General features: G+C 53.6%; 13 protein-coding genes. 4 read left to right on the top strand and 9 right to left on the bottom strand.

All coding sequences use genetic code 11. From position 1 onward, the window contains the following. Positions 1-6: 6 nt before the first annotated feature. The 5 genes from ACR0MJ_RS20065 to ACR0MJ_RS20045 all read right to left on the bottom strand — a co-directional run bounded on the left by ACR0MJ_RS20065 (position 7) and on the right by ACR0MJ_RS20045 (position 5,316). A complete protein-coding gene (locus ACR0MJ_RS20065; protein ID WP_170737441.1) occupies positions 7-1,125 on the bottom strand; it encodes a glycosyltransferase family 4 protein in 1,119 nt (372 codons plus the stop codon). Beyond that, positions 1,107-2,033, bottom strand: coding sequence for a sulfotransferase (locus tag ACR0MJ_RS20060; protein WP_170737439.1), 927 nt, complete (start codon positions 2,031-2,033; stop codon positions 1,107-1,109). Before ACR0MJ_RS20060 ends, ACR0MJ_RS20065 begins: the two co-directional genes overlap by 19 nt. Positions 2,034-2,066: 33 nt before the next feature. After that, positions 2,067-3,158, bottom strand: coding sequence for a glycosyltransferase family 4 protein (locus ACR0MJ_RS20055; RefSeq protein ID WP_480762334.1), 1,092 nt, complete (start codon positions 3,156-3,158; stop codon positions 2,067-2,069). A 146-nt stretch (positions 3,159-3,304) separates the two neighbouring features. Continuing rightward, on the bottom strand, positions 3,305-4,270 hold the full coding sequence (locus ACR0MJ_RS20050; RefSeq protein ID WP_480762332.1) for a methyltransferase domain-containing protein: 966 nt from the start codon (positions 4,268-4,270) through the stop codon (positions 3,305-3,307). Between the two features lie 2 nt (positions 4,271-4,272). Next, a complete protein-coding gene (locus tag ACR0MJ_RS20045; RefSeq protein ID WP_170737434.1) occupies positions 4,273-5,316 on the bottom strand; it encodes a glycosyltransferase family 4 protein in 1,044 nt (347 codons plus the stop codon). Positions 5,317-5,726: 410 nt separating this feature from the next. Between ACR0MJ_RS20045 and ACR0MJ_RS20040 the strand changes: the two genes are divergently transcribed. Further along, complete coding sequence (locus tag ACR0MJ_RS20040; protein ID WP_170737432.1) at positions 5,727-6,704, top strand: UDP-glucuronic acid decarboxylase family protein; 978 nt, start codon at positions 5,727-5,729, stop codon at positions 6,702-6,704. Between the two features lie 18 nt (positions 6,705-6,722). On the opposite strand, the gene ACR0MJ_RS20035 is transcribed toward ACR0MJ_RS20040, so the two are convergent. Continuing rightward, positions 6,723-7,700 (bottom strand): replication initiator protein A, encoded by a 978-nt coding sequence (locus tag ACR0MJ_RS20035; protein ID WP_480762329.1) that lies wholly within the window; start codon positions 7,698-7,700, stop codon positions 6,723-6,725. 453 nt (positions 7,701-8,153) lie between these two features. On the opposite strand from ACR0MJ_RS20035, the gene ACR0MJ_RS20030 reads away from it, so the two are divergent. Next, on the top strand, positions 8,154-9,545 hold the full coding sequence (locus tag ACR0MJ_RS20030) for an AAA family ATPase (RefSeq protein ID WP_170408834.1): 1,392 nt from the start codon (positions 8,154-8,156) through the stop codon (positions 9,543-9,545). A 114-nt stretch (positions 9,546-9,659) separates the two neighbouring features. Here the strand turns inward: ACR0MJ_RS20030 and repC are convergent, their stop codons facing one another. The 3 genes from repC to repA form a co-directional block, all read right to left on the bottom strand. After that, on the bottom strand, positions 9,660-10,847 hold the full coding sequence (gene repC, locus ACR0MJ_RS20025) for a plasmid replication protein RepC (RefSeq protein ID WP_170737420.1): 1,188 nt from the start codon (positions 10,845-10,847) through the stop codon (positions 9,660-9,662). A 198-nt stretch (positions 10,848-11,045) separates the two neighbouring features. Then, on the bottom strand, positions 11,046-11,981 hold the full coding sequence (gene repB / locus ACR0MJ_RS20020) for a plasmid partitioning protein RepB (RefSeq protein WP_170515644.1): 936 nt from the start codon (positions 11,979-11,981) through the stop codon (positions 11,046-11,048). Next, positions 11,971-13,206: a plasmid partitioning protein RepA gene (gene repA, locus ACR0MJ_RS20015; RefSeq protein WP_170737409.1), complete on the bottom strand. Its 1,236-nt coding sequence runs from the start codon at positions 13,204-13,206 to the stop codon at positions 11,971-11,973. The genes repB and repA overlap by 11 nt, the downstream gene beginning before the upstream one ends. A gap of 522 nt (positions 13,207-13,728) precedes the next feature. Between repA and ACR0MJ_RS20010 the strand changes: the two genes are divergently transcribed. Together ACR0MJ_RS20010 and ACR0MJ_RS20005 are read left to right on the top strand one after the other, a co-directional pair. Next, complete coding sequence (locus tag ACR0MJ_RS20010; RefSeq protein WP_170737407.1) at positions 13,729-15,312, top strand: GMC family oxidoreductase; 1,584 nt, start codon at positions 13,729-13,731, stop codon at positions 15,310-15,312. Next, complete coding sequence (locus ACR0MJ_RS20005) at positions 15,309-16,334, top strand: Gfo/Idh/MocA family oxidoreductase (protein WP_480762326.1); 1,026 nt, start codon at positions 15,309-15,311, stop codon at positions 16,332-16,334. The genes ACR0MJ_RS20010 and ACR0MJ_RS20005 overlap by 4 nt, the downstream gene beginning before the upstream one ends. Positions 16,335-17,233: the final 899 nt, after the last annotated feature.

Below are 17,233 nucleotides of genomic sequence, written 5' to 3'. Positions count from 1 at the left end.
GCCGCTCTACCGCGCTGCGGCATGATAAGCCGCAATATATTTCTCGGACATCAGTCGCTTGTCAAAAGATTCAGCACGACGGAAACCAGCCTCTCCCATGTTCTGCCGTTTCTGCTCATCGTCAATCAGTTCCATCAAGGCCCCTGCAATCGCCCGTGGTTCTGTTGGCGGCACAAGCAGAGCACACTCCCCGTCGGTTCCCACAACCTCGCGCAATCCTGCAATGTCGGACGCAACTACGGGCAATCCGGCATTCATCCCTTCAACTGCAGCCAGACCGAACCCTTCCCAAAGTGACGTCATCAAAAAAATATCCGCCTCCTGCAAAAACGGGCTTACATCGGTGACATGCCCCTCAAAGCGCACTGGCGTTTTTACGGTCGCCGCCCTAGCTTCCAGATCAGCCCTTAGGTCACCATCACCGACAATACTGTAATCGCACTTGTTTTCAGGTATCAACGCAAGGGCCATAATTGCCGCCGAATAATTCTTTGCTTGGCGCAAGCCGCCCACAGAAACGATTTTGACTCGATCTGAGGTGGTCCGCTTAGTGAAATCATCAAATCTCAGATTGGCGCCGTTCAGAATGACCTCTGCTTTGTTCGACAAAGTCGGATAAGCGGCCACCAAGCTTTCCAGCGTACCATCACTGATACAATAAATTTTTTCGAACTGTTTATAAATCAGCGGGTCGACAATCCTCCCCACAAAGGATCCGCGGCGGTTGTTGGATGTACTATGTTCCGTAAAAATCACCGGACAGCGGATTGCACCGCTCTTTCTGAGACCGGCAACCCAAGCGCTGGTTGGAAAGAGGTGTGCATGCACAACATCGGGCTGCGGGGTCATCGCGCGCAGGTATTTGCGCAAAGCCAGAATGCCCCCTGGCTTGTAAGGGCTCGAAACCCCCAAAGATACGGCATTGCGCAGCCCGGCTGTCTCGCAACGTTCCAGCGCGACGAGATGCGCATCGACACCAGATGCAAGCAAATCCAGGTGAAGATCCTTAACAAGCCGCTCTGCTCCCCCCCCATGATAGCCGAAACTATTTATAATCTGCACAACTCTCACGATATCTTCACTGTCTTTCTTGTTTCTTCGTGTCTCTACGTTGTATTGCACCACTCAGACAGATCCTTACCGACAATATTAGATAGCTTCTCGATATCGTCTCGGTAGAATTGCGCTAGAAATGCCTTTGTTTGCGCGTCCATTTCCGGGCGCTCCAGAGTTTTAGAGAAAATCAAAGACCGCACTTTCACTTTGGCCGATTTAGGTATCAGAGCCTTTATTCTCTTCAATCTTGCGTGCTTTGAATTCAGCGCCCGGATCATCCACTTTGCTTTTGCAGCGCCGCCTTTTTGTGCATGAATTTCACGAACGACAAAGCTGTCATCGATCTTCAGCCAACCAAAAATATCCATCATTGTTTCCGCGGGAGCGCGGTTTAGATCATCAAACAACACCAGCTTGATCCGACCCCGCCCGAATTGAGCGATCCAAGGTGCAAGCAACTCGGCTTGAAGCCCCTTGTTCAGTTTTGGAACGTTGATCTTACTCAGGATCTTTTTGTCCAAATAATCCGACGCATAACGTGCAACGTAATCAGCAAAATTGCCGGTCTCAGTTCCATCGCGCAAAAACAGAAGATACTCGGAGAAAAGGCGATCCACTGGGTTGCGCAGACAGATCAGAATGCGCGCCTCAGGACAATCTTTGAAAATTTCAGCCGCGGTATCAGGATGGTAGATATAATGTGAGGCTTCGCCCACAATTTTTGCCCCCCTCACATTCTGAAACAGGCTTTGATAGGTCTCACCTGTCCGGTATTTTCCCTTTTTCAAGAATGTCTCCAGGAAATCCCTGTCTTCGGGTGACGGGTCTTTAATATTGCGAAATGCTTCAGCCAGATAGTATTCTGGTTCCTTGATTGGGGACATGTAGATATCCGGATGCTGTTCGAGCATCAGGTTCAGACTTGTAGACCCGCATCGCATGCCGCCGATGACGAAAAAGTTTGGCTGTGTGAACATCAATAAACCTCTGAAAAAACCGAATATATGTCATCACCTGAATTTCCGCAAAAAATCCTTCAGCCCCGTCGGTATTCGGTGTCGCCAGTAACCAGGAAAATTGGGGTCGGGCCTGAACGCGCACCACGGGCGGGGTGTCCAGTCCGGTGCGGATTCCGACATCACATCATGGATCAGGGCGGCATAAGCATCGGCAGCAACCTCATTTGTATACCGCGCCCGCGCTTCAGCACCCACAGCCCGGCTAAGCGCCGCGAGCTTCGCTCGATCACGGTGCAGGGCCACGATGGCGCTGGCAAAACCCTCCGCGTCCCCCAGTTCCTCGATAAACCCCGTGCGTCCTGTCTCAACCAGGAAATCGGTAATGCCTACGATCCGACCACAAACCGGCACGCATCCGGCCATCATCGCTTCTAGAAGAGCGTTCGGACAGCCTTCAAAATGCGAGGTGAAGAGATAGATATCAGTCTTGCCCAAAAATTGCGGTATCTCCGCAGGGGTGAGCGCTCCCATAAATTCAACGCGGCCCTCGGCCAGATGTGAGGCCATCGCCTCTTGCAGCCGCGCCCGGTCCACGCCTTTGCCCGCAATCCGCAATCGGAACGGCACCCCTCCCGCTCTGAGCGCATCAGCAATGGCGGGCAGATACATCACCCCCTTCTGGTTATGCTCGAGACGACCCAGAAACCCCAGTTCCAGTTGCGCGCCAGTGCCACGCTCAGATTGAGCTGCGGCCTCGAACTTGGCCGCATCGATGCCGTTGGGAATAAGCGCAACTTTCGCGGGGTCAGCGTCGTAATCGGCGACGAGGTCATCACGTAATCGCGGAGTTAGGGCTATGATCCGGGCCAAACGCTCCCGGCCTGACATAGTGATGCGATAGCCGTGATCAAACGCATTAGCGCAACGCGAAAAAACCCGCATATGTGTGGGTAAATGCGGGATTGCAGACAATATACCTTCGGAGTTTATCGCCATGACACAGTCTATATCGTTGTCTGCGCACCACTTCGTGAAAACCTGCGCCTGCCGTTTCATACTCAGAGAAGCCGGGGCCAATTGAACACAGCCGTCATCCACATAGGCGTCTTCCCAGAGCTGTGCTTGCGGCTTTCCTACGGTCACACAATAAAGCGAAACCCCCCGCGCCGCGAGAGCGGGGCGCATATTGCGGTAAAACGTGAAGGTCCCACTGTCTTTAGGCACGGAGCCGAAAGCGACTCTGATGGGCCTATCAAAACAAGCTGACGTCTCCGATTGAAAATCTGTCATCATGTATGACTAAAGCCCGAAACACCGTACCGAGCCACGACATCTGAAGGGTCGCATGCCTGCTGCTGACGCTTGCCATAAAAATATGTACAAGATGCTGCATCCAGGGCTTTTCGATTATGCTTAAAGATATGGTCCGCATACTTGACCCAGAAAAAAAGTGTTCGTGCAATCAAAGCCAGCCCGCTGGAGATTCGGGCATTCTGTGAGAGCATTCTGACGAAATCAACAATTTGCCAATTGAGATTTGTACCTGGCCCAGCGACCATCCCGGTCTCGATCTCTGCAAATTTTTCATAAAGCCGTCGATGACCAGATAAAGTATAACGTGTAAAATCATAGGCCCCTTCATGAACACCTTGCAGAAACGGTATCTCTGAGTAGATAAACCCATCATCTTTGAGCACACGATGCATTTCTTCAGCGACTTGGTCCGGGCGGATTACATGCTCCATGACTGCTGTTGTAATGATTCCATCAAAGCTTCCGGATTTAAACGGGAGCTCGTGAGCATCGCAGAAGATATCCGCACTTGCGCCCTTGTCGACATCGCAGAAAACGAAAACCGTGTCATCATCCAAAAAATGCTTTTTTAGTTGTGCTTCCTGATTGCCGCAGCCGACAACCAAAACCACCCTACCTGATTGGCCATAATCTTTGGCAATCGTTCCGAACATCCGTTCACGCGCCAAGTTAAGTGAGCGTGATGGAACGATATTCTTGATCCTTGTTCGCAAAGTCTTTTTCTGGGCCGTTGGACCCCTTCCTCCGGTTTCCGTTTTATAGGCGGATCGTGGAAAAAGATCGTTGGTATTACTCATCAGAACCGGGATTGAATTGCAGTTGATGCTCTCGTTCCCACAATCGCCACACACCAATACCCCGCTGGCAGAAAGCGTTAATTCTCCGCCGCACTCCAAGCATAGAAGGCTGGGTTGAAGTTCATTTATGGATAGTCTTTTCAAACCTATATCTTTCCGATTCTAAAAATGACTGATATCTGGTGGGCCAGAGCTTTTGTGCTGTAATGCCCTTCTATCTTGGCCCTACCATGCGTACCAAAGTTTCGTCTCTCGCCCTCATCCGCTATCAGCCGGGACAGGCTAGCGGTCCATTCCTTGTCTGAGGAAACCAAAAAACCATCCAATCCATCGGTGATCACATCACCATTGGCCCCTACCCTGCTTGCCACTACAGGAATGGATGTGGCCATATATTCCAGAGCCTTGAACGCGCATTTATAGATGTTGAACGGGTTATCAATAAGCGGATAGAGGCCAATGTCGAAATCGGCCACTGCAGCTGCTACCGCCTCGGGATCAGACCAGTTCACTTCATCCACTAGATCGAGTACCAGCCCGTCAATATCACCAAAGACCTCAGCCAGTTTTGGTTCGCCGCAGGCACCGACAATTTTAAGGCGGATGTCGTGTTTCGCGGCAAGACTGCGCAGCGGTGCTTCAAGAATCGAGGTCAGATCTTCGACATAATGGGCGCCGTTGCCGATCCAGCCCAGACACACTTGTCCCGCGTCACCTGCAGTGCGTGCCCTGTACTGATCCAGGCGAATGCCCGAGGGGACGAAATGCGCCCTACCACCCGCCTCTTGAACCAAAGTTTCCAGATTGCGGCTGCCGGCAAAAACACCGTGCGCATCGCGCATCATGGTTGCCGCATTGCGTTGCGACACCTTACGCTCTGCCCGCGAGGGCGCATCATCGATATCGAAAAACACTCGCTTGCCCATAAGCTTAGCCATGCGCAACAAGGCAATATCATAGCGAGAATACTGCTTCTGGAAAATTAGGACATCGTGCTGCATCGTAACCGCCAACATCCGCAGGTAGTCTCGCCGGCGCGGCGCGTGATGGTAGGAAACACGATAGCCCAACGTCTCGAGTTCTTCGCCGATCCAATAGCCACGCACACGCGAGCTGGCCTTGTTGCGATCTCCCAGCAGAATAAACGCAACCCTGAGGTTTTGAGGGTCTGGAACGGAAGGTGTCGTCATGGGAGGGCCGGACCTTTTCCTTCGCCGGTATCAGTAAAAGTCGGCCTGAAGGTTGCTCTAGGCATGGCGCGCGCGCCAGCACCGTTTCGACCCTCCCAAAACATAATCCAACCTTTTACAAAACCGCCAACAAACCGCAGTCTGAACAAAAATTTGTACGAAGCACACCGAAAAATTTTGACACTCCAAACTTATTATCGAAAGCCGTGGCAAATGACACCAGGTATCCGGCTAAAACAAATACGCACCGCACAGAGCCTTGGGAAACCATAGCTCAGATAAATCACAGGACTGTCATGCGCTCGCTATCAAACCGGACCAGTCGGACTAGGTTACCCGGAATTGCAGCGTGACCAAACGAGAATCTATGTTAAGGCGGTGAAACAACACTTTTCCCAGGGCGACCGCTTATGAGTGATACAAGTATTAGCAATCCTACTTCCAAACGCATCATGGTTACCGGCGGTGCTGGATTTCTGGGCAGCCATCTGTGTGATCGCCTGGTCAAGGCCGGTCATGAGGTCCTGTGTGTCGACAACTATTTCACCGGACGGCGCGGCAATGTCAGCCATCTCATGAACGCACCCAATTTCGAGTTGATGCGCCACGACGTGACCTTTCCGCTTTATGTGGAGGTGGATGAGATTTACAATCTGGCATGCCCTGCTTCACCGATCCATTATCAGCACGATCCGGTCCAGACGACCAAGACGTCGGTGCATGGTGCGATCAACATGCTAGGCTTGGCCAAGCGTGTGGGGGCGAAGATCATGCAGGCCTCCACATCCGAAGTGTATGGCGATCCCGATATCCACCCCCAGCCTGAAAGCTATTGGGGCAATGTGAACCCGATAGGCGTCCGCTCGTGTTATGACGAAGGCAAACGCTGCGCCGAGACCCTGTTCTTTGATTACTACCGACAGCACAAATTGCGCATCAAGGTCGCCCGGATTTTTAACACCTACGGGCCGCGTATGCATCCTCATGACGGGCGTGTGGTCTCGAACTTCATCATGCAGGCGCTCAAGAACGAAGATATTACCATTTTCGGAGACGGTCAGCAGACACGCTCGTTCTGCTATTGCGATGATCTGATCGAGGCCTTTATCCGCCTGATGGCCACGCCAGACGATGTGACGGGCCCAATCAATACCGGCAATCCAGGCGAGTTCTCAATGCTGGAACTGGCAGAAGCGATTATTGAGCTGACGGGCACCAAGTCCAAAATCGTTCACAAACCCCTGCCGCAAGACGATCCCAAACAGCGCCAACCCGATATCACGCTGGCCAAAAAACACCTCGACTGGGAACCTAAAGTCCCCCTTCGCGAAGGCCTTGTCCCCACGATCGATTATTTTGAGCACCTCGTGAAAGCGGGCATCGCATGAGGCTGGGGTAAGGAGCGCCTAGTTCATTTTTCTGGCAACCCACCCCAGAAACGCCTTGTCGGCGTTTCGCGGAGGGGTGCGAGCGGCGAAGGCCTGCCATTCGGCTTCCAGCGCGTAGATGTCCGCACCGGGGGCCAGCCTGCGGGCTTCATCCAGCGTCTCGGGGGTCAGCGACAGCCTGCCGCCTTCATCCACCACCGTATCGCGACGCGTGACAGAGATGATGTCGCCGGGTTCTTCTTCCAGCTTGTAGTCCGGCAGATTGTCGGTGGCGATGATATCGCGCACCATAGCGCGGAAGACGCGCCGCGGGCTGGCGGAACCCGACTTCTTCAGCAGCACCTCCAATGAGACGCGCCAGCCTGATTGCTGACCGCAGTGTTTGCGCGCTAGCGCGTACAACCGCCTCTCCAACGGACGGCGGAGCGTAAAATACGCCCGGCTCAGCGTCAGAACCGAACGCGCCAGCACCGCCTCATAGATCCACTCGCTTAACGTGACAGATACCGAAACCATGCGCCCTGCCCGGGTTTTGCGTACGATTTCCCAGCGTTCAATCAGGCCAAAACCTGTCGTGATCTCGCGCTCACCTGTGACTATATTGGTCGTGATGCGAGTTCCCGCGAGCCGCTCAAAGGCCTCTTTCAAGCGGCGGTAGGCATCTCCGCTGGTTTCACGACCGGTGGCAAGCAGCAAGTCATGCGCTGTAAGCGTGAGCTGCCGCGATACAGCACGACCCGCGTTCAGCGCCGCCATCAGTTGGCTGATACAAAAGATCAGAATGTCGGCATCAAAGATCGTGGCCCGCCCTTTCACCGAGGGTGTCACAGTCACTGCCACATCATTGTGAGTATAGTTCAGAATGCGCCTATCTGGGCGCGTAGCCAGTGAAAAGAGCGGATGCTCCAGTGAAGCCAGATCATGTTTTGGACTAGCCGCAAAGAAGTCACATACAAAGAAATCGCCCGGGCCTGCCGCCGGTATGCCTGTCGTCATCTGCCTCTCCATCCGCCGGCTTGCCGGACTATGCATTACTTACATTTTTTGGTCGGGGAAGGACTGCTCGGCTCCCCTAAAATGGATTCGTCGTTTCATTGACACCCAAGTTATCCACAGGGTGAGCTCAGGTATAGTCTTTTACCCGCACAAATCGGGGGTTCAGAGTCAGCCCTTCGGGGGTTCAGAGTCGTTTTATCGGGGTTTTAGAGTCATTCTGAATACAAAAAACCATAAATAAATGTTTTTATTCAATACCTTATAAAGGTAGTTTTTTACCTTAACTACAAATAACAAAATTTTAACACCATAAGCAGGCAAGAAACTGACCAAAACCGCGATTTGGCAAGGGATGTCCCTATTTTCATAGAAAAAATAAGGGAGTGTACAAAAAATCATCCATGCTACATATTTTGTGTAATCAGGCAGAAAACATGATACATGGAGGCATTGATGGGCAATAACGGCCAAGTCCCCTATCTAGGCATTTCATCAGATGATGCGCTGGCAAGTATGGATGCGCCGATCAGCACAGAAGATCTCGCAGGAATTGCAAAAACATGCCGGAATGGTCGGGATATTCTTACTGCCTACAGGCAGAATACAACCGATCAGAAAACCCTGCGCCGCTTCTCGACATGGGAGATCACCAAATATCTCATCCCCGTGGCCCCGGCCCATTTCCGCCGGGTGCTGCGCCAGAACCCCGAGTTGCCACAAGGTCTGACGGAAACCGAAGGCGGTGCCAAATGGTTCACGCTCGATGAGGTGCTACATTTGCGAAATCACTTCGCGGCGGAAGGCAGCAAGCATCGCGACTACCTACCCTATCGCCCCCCCGGTTTGCCTGCCAAGATCGTGACCGTAGCCAATTTCAAAGGTGGTGTGGGCAAAACCTCAATGGCGGCTCATTTGGCGATGTCAGCTGCTCTGGATGGTTACAAGGTGTTGATCATTGATCTTGATAGTCAGGGATCAATGTCTTCGATCTTCGGCGGGCAAATCAAAGACAAATGGGAAACCGTCTTTCCTCTGTTTGCTCGCCATTACGGTGATCACTTGCGGCGGGACAACCAGTCGCGTCTGGATCGGGGTGAACCTCCCCTTCCCCTTGATGGCACCGTTGCCCAAGCCATAGAAATGACAGCCCAAGATGTGGTGCAGCGCACCCACTGGCCAAACATTGATCTTTTGGGCGCACAGTTGGATTTGTATTGGGTTGAATTCCAGGCACCAATCTGGCGCACCCAGGCGCGGACATGGAAGCTGTGGGATGCGCTGTCCGATCGGTTGGACGCAGATGGGATACTGCAGGAGTACGATCTTGTAGTCCTGGATACGCCCTCCTCTCTGGGGAATCTGACGATTAGCGCGCTGGCCGCCGGCGACATCCTGCTGGTACCCACGGGTGCCTCGTTCCTTGAGTTTGAAGCCACCGGTCGATTTTTTGACATGCTGCATACGACTTTTGCTTCGATTGAAGAGACCGAGAATATCGCCGCCCAGGCGCTGGGACATACGGGCCTGAGATTTAACTGGGACGCCGTGCGCGCAGTGATCACTCGTTTTGACAGCAGCAGACAAGCGGAAACCGCCGCCCTCATGCAGGGCCATCTCGGGACGGTGCTTTCCCCTTACCGTCAGGATTTCACGCCGCTTATTGGGCAGACAGACGAACAAGTCACGAGCGTCTACGAGACTGACTACCGGGATTTCAACCGCGAGGCTTACGCGCAGGGACGTCAGGCCTTTGATGCGACTTACGCTGGTTTCAAACGCCTGCTCCTTGGAGCCTGGCGCCGGGATGAGTTGGCCGCCGCCGAGAGAGCCCGTGACGGTGTATAAGCATCTCGCTTCCTTTCCGAATTGAGCCGGACCAGCCTTTAAGTTGACAGCTGTCAACTCGAACCGGTTGCCTCTGGTAGACTCTGAAAAAACTATCGTCTGACACGAAAACATTCAGGCTGCAGCACGGTTCACACCGTTCAGCAGGGCCATCACCATCGGTCCGGGAGAGAACTCTCCGACCACCGCCTTTCCCGTCAGGGCCCGCAGATACCCGCCGGGGCTGTTGATGTTGCCAAACCTTTGCAGAATGCAGACGACGGTTACAGCGGCGGTTTCCGGGCCCATCACCTCTTGAGCTTCCTGCCAGGCCGAGGGACTGATCCCCATCATTCCGCGCACATAGCTGGCGGCTATCACCAGATCACACCATTCGCGCGGTTCGCGTTCGCAATAAGGTAGGATATCAGGGCATGCCTTCAGGATCAGTGGCAGGGGCACCCTTGGCAGTTCCCGATCCGGTTCAGAAGAACCAACCGGGCCGCCTTCGCCGTTATCCCTTTCAGGGCAATGTTCAGATTCAAGGTTATCTGGTTTTGAATTATGATAGTGCCGCCCGGAATCGTCGTCATTGCCGCTCATTTTTTCTGTTTCCAAGGTAAGCAAGGCGCGGATGTTTCCGAGGATGTCCGAGGTCCGGCGTTCCAACTCGGACAGCGCTTCAAGGCCCAGCTTGCGGCGCATCTGCTTGTGAACCTCCAGCAGATCGGCCAGAAGTGCGTCCCAGTCGCCAGGAAGGGCGATTTCCTGTCCATAGAGCGCCAGTTTTAGAGCGTCGCGCTTAAGTAAGGACAGCTTCTCTCGAGCAGCCTCCAATTGCGCCTGAGCGGCGCGGGCTTCTTGGGCGGCAACGTTAATCTGCACAGCGTGCTGGAGCAACGGCCGCAGATCAAAGCCAAACGCGCAGGTAATCTCTCCGTCGACGTCACGCCGGGCGTAACGCTTGCCGTTGGGGCTGTCGTGGCGTGCAATCAGCCCTGCACGCACCAGTGCTACCAAATGACGACGCAGCGTGCTTTCGGCCATGCCATGCGCACGGTTTGACAAGGCTGCATTTGATGGAAAGACAATCAGGCTGTCGTCATCTGACAGCGCCATGTTCGGGTGAAAAGAAACCAGCGCGTTTAGCACCGCCAGATCCCGATCGGTCACGCCAAAGGCGCGGCGGGCGGTGCAAAGATTGCGCAGCAGTTCCCATTTGTCGATATGCGATATCTCGGGTGCGGTCTGCATAGCCGCCACCTGTTTGATCAGTCCAGCCGTTACCGGCCGCCCAAAAGGCGTTGTTGTAATGTGTTCCATTTGCTGTCACGAGACAAAACTTTTTCACCCGCCGGGCTCGACGCCAGTTGACAGCTGTCAACTCAAAGCCATAAAATCGGAGGTGCTAAATCACCAATTCAGGCCTCTTGGAACTTCGGTTCTGAGGGGTCTTTTCTTTTCGTCCTGCCTGTTCGTGCCTCCTTGTCGCTGCTCCACGATTATCCCGCGGTTGCGGGGTTATTCATCCTTGTCGGTTTTCCACCGGTGGTGAATATCTGCGATGTTTTCGACCAGCCAGTTCTCGAATCCTCTGGTCGCTTTGGTATCAAGCGTCAGCACGGCTTTGGCACCATTGCGGCGCATCTGACCTAATGCAGTACCATCTGCGCATCTCAGCAGCACATCGGTGCGCGGAGCAGGGGGCTTGTGTGGGGTGAGGGCGGTCAGAACTGCCTCGAAACGGTCATCGGATGTGTCGCCCTGTGCAGCATCGATCACGTTTTGCATCTGATCTTGCGGCAGTAGGTCAGCCAGCTTCAGCCAACGATCCCTACCTATCGACGGGGCGGCCCCGATGGCCTGGATCACTGGCTCGGGGATGCGATCGGATACGGACAGCATTCTTGATATCAATGTTTTGTCCACATGAAGCGCGTCGCAAATCACCTTGCGCTCATAACCCATATCCTGCATCTGGCGGGCGAAGTTGACCTTTTCGATAAAACTCAGATCACGCCGCGCGCTGTTTTCCTGACCCTGAGCCAAAATGACGGCACGGTCGTCCAATACCCTGATTAAGGCTTTGACCGGCAGCCCCAACTCGCGCAGTGCGGCCACCCGACGGCGACCATAAACGACCTGAAACCGTTCCCCATCATTCGGATTGGGCCGCAGCAGCACTGGCACCTGCTGACCGTACTCCCGGATTGACTCGGCCAGCTCAGCCAAACCGGTGGTTTCCTCCAGACGGTCGCGCAGGCCACCGTCATCAATCATCCGCGGGTCGATTTCCTGAACCGAACGTGATTTCAGGTCCGAGATCGACTGGCTGACTGCCCCGATCGCACCCGAGCCATAGCGCGGTTTGGCCACATCAACCCGTGAAGGTGCGTCATCGGATACGGGGGCAGGGGGGGCTTCCATCAACCCCTTGAGCAGGTTCTTACGCGCCATTGCCACGCCCCCATGCAGATTGGACCAGGGATGCAATCTCGCCGTTCACGGCGTCCAAGCTTTCCATCGCGCGTTCATAGGTCGCGCGAGTGAACTGACTTTTTTCGACCTCATAGAGGGTCTGCTTGGTTATCCCGGCGTCAGAGATTGCGGTGGATTTCAGCACCGGATGGTTTAGTACATGGTCACCAAACATCGAGCGCATGAAGCTGACCATCTGGTTCTGAGGGCCATCGCCGGGCTCATACCTCGTAATCACGTAGCGCATCCAGTCATAAGACATGTTGCCGCCGGCCTCGGCCACCACGCCCAACAGGTTCGAGGTCATCAACAGGAACTGACACATCGACATCACGTCGAGCATCTGCGGGTGTACCGTGACCAGAACGGCTGTCGCCGCGGACAGGGCCGCCATGGTGAGGAATCCAAGTTGTGGGGGGCAATCGACGACAACGATATCGTACTCCTGTTCTACGGTGGACAGCACGTCGCCGATCCTCGTGAAAAACAGGTTACCGTCCCGTTGCGTGAGCGCACGGGGGGTGTCGTGCTCGAACTCCATCAGGTCCAGATTGCCCGGTACGATGTCGAGATTGGTGAAGTAGGTCTTTTGGATCACGTCGCGCAGCGGTATCGGATCATCATAGCGGATCGCGTCGTGCAGCGTGCCTCCGTCCAGCAGGTCAAATTCCGGCTGAAATCCGTGCAGCGCCGACAGGCTGGCCTGCGGATCCAGATCGATCGCTAGCACCTTATAACCATCCAGCGCCATTTTTTGCGCCAGATGGGCGGCGGTGGTGGTCTTGCCAGAGCCACCCTTGAAATTGATGACAGTGATTACCTGCAGATGATCTCCTTCGCGCCGTCCGGGCAGGTAGTTGCCGGGCGCTTTGGCTCCGACTTCAAGCAATTCGCGCAAGGCCTGAATGTCTTCGGGTGAGTAATAGCGCCGCCCCCCAGCACGGGTTTCGGGTGACGGGCCGCGCCCGTCCAGATGCAGTTTGCGCAGGTAAGCGTCCTTAACGCCGAGCAAGTCTGCCGCTTCTCCCGACGTGAACTTGCGCAGGGATCGCCTGGCATCCGGCGGGAACAACTGAGCGCGATGCGCCTGCAGCCGTTCTGACAAACGCTGGGCGTGATCTCCGACCAGCTGGTCAATCCGTTCCCTATTATAGCTAGATTGCTGGGCCTCCGGTATGGGGACCCCTGCAGTTGCTTGCTCCATCTCTGCCCTCATTCGGCTCCGCGTTATTACGCTTTAGGCCGTTTTATTCACTTATTTCCGTAATTAATGCCGTGCTTGTGGCGATTCTTGCAAGCGTTTTTTCCATATCCTGTAGCAAACAGAGCAGTGGGTACGAGATTGCGCGGTTTAACTTGTTTGCGGGAATGATCGGGTGCTCCCGTGAAGGTATGCCTCAACAATCATCAAATCCACGCCCAGATTTCCCGGTCGGCATCACCAGTTCCTGAGGGACAGGGTGGGCGAGGGGGCTATGCCTCGGCCGTCACGGCCTGGATCTTCGTCTAGGCTGCCGGTCTGTGCCACATCTATCCGCAGGTCTAGATCACATGGGTTTTCACCTGGAACGCAGGCCACAATATCACGCGCCTCGACGAATTTGTGCCGTGGCATTACGTTGCTTAGACAGTCTGGTAGGCAGTATCCGCAAAGCGCCAGGATACCTTCATAGGTTGGACATGGCGGCAAGAATCGATTTTTAGTTGAACTTGGGCCGAACTTATCATGATGCACCAAGAAAACACCTCCGACGTTCCGGCTACGCTCGACGTAGACTTGTGCATAGTCGGTGCAGGTGCTGCTGGTCTGACTGTGGCACATGAACTGGCTGACGTGGGCTTGACGGTTGCGATTCTCGATACTGGTGACCTTGATCGAAACCACGCTGCACAGGTATTTTCCGACGTTGAAAGCCTTGAATGCGAGGTGCCGCGTTATGCGCGAATTCGCCAGTTCGGAGGGTCAACTACGGCTTGGTCTGGGAAGTGGTTGCCAGTAACGCCGGAAGATTTGCAAGGACCAAGTTGGGTAAAAGACGGTGGTTGGCCCATCGGTCCCGAAGACCTACAGCCATACTATGCGCGCGCCTCCATAATTCATAAAGGACCTGCTCTTGAAGATTATGCGCAATGGACAACCATACCCAAGATAAATGCGTCGGATACGCGTTTGAAGCCAGCCTCGGTCTATTGGCTTGACACTGGGCAGTTGGACTTTGGCCAAACGATAGGTAAGGCCATCGCAAAAAGCGAGACGATAACCGTGTTTCTGCAATGCACAGCAACCAACATCGTCCTGACAGATGACTTGTCCCGGGTGGCGTATCTCGAAGCTCAGTCCAAACCGGGCCATAAGACGATGCGAGTGGCCGCGCGAGAATATGTTCTGGCTTCGGGGGGCATCGAAAACGCGCGTCTTATGCTGGCGTCAAATGGGCAGATGAAGAACGGGATTGGAAACACATACGATGTCGTTGGTCGCTATTATATGGATCACCCCAGCGGAAGTGTCGCGACGGTGACACTCAATCGCGGGAAGACCTTCCCGGACGATCTTGGCATGACTATTCCGTCGAATGGCCAAAACAGGATGGATACCGGGTCATACATGACCCCTCAAACGCGCGAGAATGGGCGCTTCGTCAATTCGTACTTTGTTTGGCGGGCCGCGCTGGACGTGGTGCCGACCGCTGAGATACGCAAGCTCTTTTCAACACTTGTGTTGATCAAACACCGCCCGAACCATTTCAAATTATACGTCGAACTATTGCGCGATCTGTTTAAGGTGCAGAAGATCCTAGCTGTCCGATACCTGTGGTTTCTTGTGTCTAAGAAAGCGGGGCTTCGGGGGCCTGACCGCAAGTTCCGGATCAATTACCATATCGAAATGGTGCCGGACCCTGAAAACAGGGTGACCCTGTCGGATAGGTTGGACCCTCTCGGAAAGCCATTGTCAAAGGTGCGCTGGAAGGCGTCAGAGGCTGAATTGCAGTCAGTCCTAAAACTGCATGATGAAATCCGGACCCTTCTGGATGACACTGGTTCTGGAACTCTTTTCTGGGACACAGGTCGGCCTCCGAAAACCGATGAGTTGCCGTATTCCAGCTCCTCACACCATATGGGTACGACCCGAATGGGCGAAGACCCAGCGAGTTCCGTTGTTGATGTACAGTGTCAGGTACATGGCATCGACAATTTACACATTGCCGGTTCTTCGGTCTTTCCCTTCGGCGGCTTTGCCAACCCAACTTTCACCATTGTTGCATTGGCTATTCGCCTTGCGGACCGACTTAAGGTTAAGCTTCTATGACACCAAAAATTGCTATCGTGGGTGCTGGAAAACGCGTCAGGTTCACAGTTCTACCGGCCATTCTGGCCTTAGGAAACCAGGTCGTGCTCTCTGGTATCCACAGCCGCAATCCTCGTTCTGTGGCGCTACCAGATGGCAGCGAGCTGTCCACGATCACATCCTTGGATGCCAAGCACTTCGAAGACATCGATATAGTTATCGTTGCTGTGCGTACGAACGCGATCCGGGGCGTTCTTAAGGCGCTCAACGATATCCCGCACAAGAAAGACATTTCTATTGTTATGGATACGCCTCCTCTTCAGCTTTCTGATTTTGTAAAAAGACGTGCATTCTCAGGGTTCAAGTCGGTCATCGTAGGGGAGGACTGGTTCAAGCTCTCCCCAATACTGCTCATCAAAGATCTCATTGCAGGTGGTGCGATCGGTGCGCCGCGACAGATCATGTTGGACCGCATGAGCTATCGCTACCACGGGCTTGCGACCTTGCGATCCATCGCCGATACGCGTTGGCTCCGCTCGATAAAGGCAACGATGTCGGAATATGGCAAACCGTCATATGTGATTGTCACCGGGAACGGCATTTCCTGTCGGACGATCATGCCAAGAGACTACGCACGTGGTACCTTATTTGTAACCGGAACCCGCGGCTGGATATCAAACCATGCACCTGATGGTGACGCAGGCAGTGGTCATCTTATTGGATTTCCGCAGGAGGCGTCTGGCTGGTATCAGCCGATATCACTCAATGGAGATATGTTGCCCGCCGATGCAGTTGATCGATATATGACAGCTCTCCCAGTAGAGTATCTCGAAGACAAAACTGCAATCAACCGGCTGAAAATCCGGGGATATGCAAGGTTGATCGAAGACCTAATATCCGACACCGTGGAGTATGACATTATTGACGGCCTATACGATTACGTTGCCACCGCAGCCGTAGAGCGCTTAAAATATTTTCACGATCTGCGAGTGCCCAATTCACAGCAAAGTGTCCTACGCACCGCGTTGTCCATTCACCGGTAAGAACGGTAAGCTAACGGGCGTGACTTATAAAAGTCCGCATTGCAGAGGCGCAGTGTTGGGCGGGGCAGTGGGTTGCTAGGTTCGGATCAACGCTGCACTTAGTTGTTTGATCCCAAAGTTTGGTAGTGAGATCCATTTGATGGAATGGAAAGACGCCTAATCCAGCGGTTAAAGGATGTCGACAAAGGCACCGTGGTCGCATTTTGTGCCTGTTCTTTTGAGAAAACACGAGACCCAACCCGATCAGCAGGAACAAAGAGTAGCCTGATTTACGCGGAAGTCTGTCCAAACATTGGGGAGTAGCTCACTAATCTGGGAAGCCAATCCGTGCAACAAGGTCAGCCCAAACATGGCTTGGGAATAAGCGATTGGCCAAATCCGCCTGAGTTTCTGCTCAAATTGGATTTCTCAACGCGAAACAATCGTCAAACTGTGACATTTTTCCATCCATTCTGAAAATAGTGGAATTAAACATGATTTCCGCCCGGGAAGAATTAATTCTTGTTTTTCCTAAAGATTTCACCGCTGGCGAGAATCTCAGACGCCACATCTCACGCGACGGCTCTGGAAATGCGCCAAGAGAAAGGTGTATTTATGACCAAACTGTGGCGTGGTTCATACAACGCATGGTTCTGATCGTGCATATGGTCGGTGTAGTTCGTAATGAGTATATAGGAGTATAACTATGGGCATTCGGTCCTATGGAATATCCGCAATAGCCGCTGCGGTTTTGTTTCAGTTTAGTGTAGCAAGCCCAGCCGAGGCATCTGCCTGTACCGTCTCAACCGCCCGACAAGCTTCGAGTTCACCAGAGATACTGTGTGAATGCGATGCCGTCACATCGGATATGATCAAGTACATCCAAAGACGTGCTGACTTCAGCAACTACCTTACTAGGA

This window comes from Ruegeria sp. C6 (assembly GCF_056537625.1).
This window is presented reverse-complemented; position numbering and strand designations above follow the sequence as displayed.

What these genes read in the sequence shown, in the direction of transcription:
- ACR0MJ_RS20040 (WP_170737432.1), top strand. Translation starts at nt 5,727, where the DNA reads ATGAGTGATACAAGTATTAGCAATCCTACTTCCAAACGCATCATGGTT.
- repC (WP_170737420.1), bottom strand. Translation starts at nt 10,847, where the DNA reads ATGGAACACATTACAACAACGCCTTTTGGGCGGCCGGTAACGGCTGGA.
- ACR0MJ_RS20060 (WP_170737439.1), bottom strand. Translation starts at nt 2,033, where the DNA reads ATGTTCACACAGCCAAACTTTTTCGTCATCGGCGGCATGCGATGCGGG.
- ACR0MJ_RS20030 (WP_170408834.1), top strand. Translation starts at nt 8,154, where the DNA reads ATGGGCAATAACGGCCAAGTCCCCTATCTAGGCATTTCATCAGATGAT.
- repA (WP_170737409.1), bottom strand. Translation starts at nt 13,206, where the DNA reads ATGGAGCAAGCAACTGCAGGGGTCCCCATACCGGAGGCCCAGCAATCT.
- ACR0MJ_RS20035 (WP_480762329.1), bottom strand. Translation starts at nt 7,700, where the DNA reads ATGACGACAGGCATACCGGCGGCAGGCCCGGGCGATTTCTTTGTATGT.
- ACR0MJ_RS20010 (WP_170737407.1), top strand. Translation starts at nt 13,729, where the DNA reads ATGATGCACCAAGAAAACACCTCCGACGTTCCGGCTACGCTCGACGTA.
- ACR0MJ_RS20005 (WP_480762326.1), top strand. Translation starts at nt 15,309, where the DNA reads ATGACACCAAAAATTGCTATCGTGGGTGCTGGAAAACGCGTCAGGTTC.
- repB (WP_170515644.1), bottom strand. Translation starts at nt 11,981, where the DNA reads ATGGCGCGTAAGAACCTGCTCAAGGGGTTGATGGAAGCCCCCCCTGCC.
- ACR0MJ_RS20045 (WP_170737434.1), bottom strand. Translation starts at nt 5,316, where the DNA reads ATGACGACACCTTCCGTTCCAGACCCTCAAAACCTCAGGGTTGCGTTT.